The organism is Mycobacterium interjectum (assembly GCF_900078675.2).
Classification (GTDB): domain Bacteria; phylum Actinomycetota; class Actinomycetes; order Mycobacteriales; family Mycobacteriaceae; genus Mycobacterium; species Mycobacterium interjectum.
The window spans coordinates 4,056,587-4,059,179 of the sequence record NZ_LT546237.1; the positions used below are offsets into that span (position 1 = coordinate 4,056,587).

Sequence of the window (2,593 nt, forward strand, 5' to 3'; positions counted from 1 at the left end):
GGCCCCCCTCCCCTAGGCGGGAGACGCTTTAACGTGCGGACGCTTCAGCCCGGGATGGGCACCTCCTGGGGCGCCCCCGTCCCGAGCCGGAAGGTTGTAAGAGGCTAGCGACCGCCGCCGGCGCCACCACCGAAGCGGCCACCGCCGGCGCCGCCGCCGTGGCGACCACCGCCCGCGCCGCCACCGATACGGCCCATCGTTTCCGCACTGCTCATCGTCATCATGGGCGGGACGTTATAGCCGAATATCCGCGGCCACAACAAACTCCGTCTTAACGATTTGAACTACACCGAGTTGCGCGCCCGAAGGGATTCGAACCCCCAACCTTCTGATCCGTAGTCAGATGCTCTATCCGTTGAGCTACGGGCGCCTGTCTTCAGTTGTCATGCGTGGCGGAGGCGAGAGGATTTGAACCTCCGGTCCCCTTTGAGGGGGACAACTCATTAGCAGTGAGCCCCATTCGGCCGCTCTGGCACGCCTCCATCGAACTTCCTGAGGGTACCCGAACCCCTTCGGGTGTCCCCGAACCGCCGGAGGCATAGCGTACACAGCGCCGACATATGCTGTCGAAGTGACCGCCCGCCTGCGACCCGAGTTGGCAGGCCTTCCGGTCTACGTTCCCGGCAAAACGGTTCCGGGCTCGATCAAACTGGCCAGCAACGAGACGGTGCAGGGCCCGTTGCCCAGCGTCCGCGCGGCCATCGAACGCGCCACCGACACGGTGCACCGCTACCCCGACAGCGCCAACGTGCGGCTCAAGGCGGCGCTGACGAAACACCTCGGTTCGGACTTCGCGCCCGAGCAGGTTGCGGTGAGTTGCGGTTCGGTGAGTTTGTGCCAGCAGCTCATCCAGATCACCGCGTCGGCCGGTGACGAGGTGGTGATGGGCTGGCACAGCTTCGAGCTGTATCCGCCCATGGTGCAGATCGCCGGCGCCGTCGCGGTCAAGGTGCCCCTGGCCGACCACACATTCGACCTCTACGCGATGCGGGCCGCGGTCACCGACCGCACGCGGTTGATCTTCGTCTGCAACCCCAACAACCCGACGTCTACGGTCGTCGACCCCGACGCCCTGGCCCGGTTCGTCGAGGCCGTGCCGCCGCACATCCTGATCGCCATCGACGAGGCCTACGTCGAATACATCCGCGACGGCATGGCGCCCAACAGCTTGGAGCTGGCCCGCGCCCGCAGCAATGTCGTTGTGCTGCGTACCTTTTCGAAGGCGTACGGGCTCGCGGGCCTGCGCGTCGGCTATGCCGTCGGCAATCCCGACGTGATCACGGCGCTGGACCAGGTGTACGTNACCACGACGGTGCCGACGACGACGACGGCGTCACCGCGCCACCACGGAGGCGGCGGGGGCGCGCCGACGCAGACCGTCACCGAGACGGCGCCGCCGCCGAGCACCGACACGCCTACCGACACCCCTACGACGACCGTCCCGCCGAGCACGGTCACCGTGTCGCCGAGCACCGAAACCAGCACGGTCACCCAGACCGTGACCGTCCCGCCGCGGCGGCCGTTCCAACCGCGCCCATAGTGCAGACATAGCGGCAGCTGGGCGAATAGCATTCGATGCGTGGAAGTCGGGGACTCCGTCAGGCACTCGCTCGATCATTGGGAACGTGGCGAGTGGGACGCGGCCTTGGTGCACGCCGGCAACGCGGTCGACGAGACCGCGAAGAAGCGCTATCCGGAGCTGGGAGTGGCGATTCGCTTCAAGCGGACAATCCGCGATTCGCTGGACATCTTCCGGGCGATGGCGGCACCGGACATCAACTTGGAGCAGAGCCGGTTCCCCATCGCGGTGAGGTCGGACATGCCGGACGGCCGTCCCGACATCGCCGATGTCCTTTACGGCGTCCACCGGTGGAGCCACGGCCACGAGGACGAGCTGCCCGAGGGATTCGAACTGACTCCCCACGGGCCCCGCCCCCTGGGAATCCACCTCTGGAAAACCGGGAAGATCCAGCTTCCCGCGGCGGCCGCGATCGGTCTGTTGGCGATCGCCGTGTTCTCGCCGGAGAACAAGGGGCAGGCCATCCCCGACGGCTACCAGCTCAGCTGGTATCAGTATGTGTTCATCATCTGCCTGTGGTGGGGGTGGCAGGATCACTTCCGCGAGATCATCCGCACCGCCCCGATCCCCCACACGACTCTCGACTTCTCCGAGTTCTGGGACGACTGGGCACCGGTTTAACGGCTGAGACTGCCGGCATGCACGCGAACATCGGCCTGGTACGTCCGGCGGGCCCGGAGGATGCGCCCGCCTGCGTGGCGATATACCGCCCCTACGTGCTGGACACGGCGATCAGCTGGGAACTCGAAGTTCCCACCGTCGACGAGATGGCCGCGCGGATCACCGCGGCGCGCCAGACCCACGAATGGCTCGTCCTGGAACGTGACGACCGGGTCATCGGCTACGCCTACGCGCACGCCCTTTATCGCGTGGCGTCCTACCGATGGTCGGCCCAGACCGGGATCTACGTCGACGCCGGCCACCATCGAGCCGGCGGCGGCCGCGGGCTCTACACGCAACTGCTGCGCCGGCTCACCGAGCGCGGCTACCGGCGGGCCATCGCCGGCATCACCC

Annotated in this window: 2 protein-coding genes, 2 tRNA genes and 1 pseudogene; 3 read left to right on the forward strand and 2 right to left on the reverse strand. The window is 67.1% G+C overall.

The genetic code is table 11. From position 1 onward, the window contains the following. Positions 1–297: 297 nt before the first annotated feature. A tRNA-Arg gene (locus tag BN4348_RS54090) sits at positions 298–370 on the reverse strand. A 20-nt stretch (positions 371–390) separates the two neighbouring features. Then, positions 391–482 (reverse strand) — tRNA-Ser (locus BN4348_RS54095). An 89-nt stretch (positions 483–571) separates the two neighbouring features. Between BN4348_RS54095 and BN4348_RS54100 the strand changes: the two are divergent. The 3 genes and pseudogenes from BN4348_RS54100 to BN4348_RS54110 all read left to right on the forward strand — a co-directional run. Further along, positions 572–1,336: pseudogene (locus BN4348_RS54100) on the forward strand (histidinol-phosphate transaminase); the annotation flags it as partial. A gap of 243 nt (positions 1,337–1,579) precedes the next feature. Further along, positions 1,580–2,200 (forward strand): hypothetical protein, encoded by a 621-nt coding sequence (locus BN4348_RS54105; RefSeq protein ID WP_066916942.1) that lies wholly within the window; start codon positions 1,580–1,582, stop codon positions 2,198–2,200. Between the two features lie 17 nt (positions 2,201–2,217). Continuing rightward, positions 2,218–2,593 (forward strand): GNAT family N-acetyltransferase (locus tag BN4348_RS54110; RefSeq protein WP_096866215.1); only part of this gene is annotated, 376 nt, incomplete at its 3' end.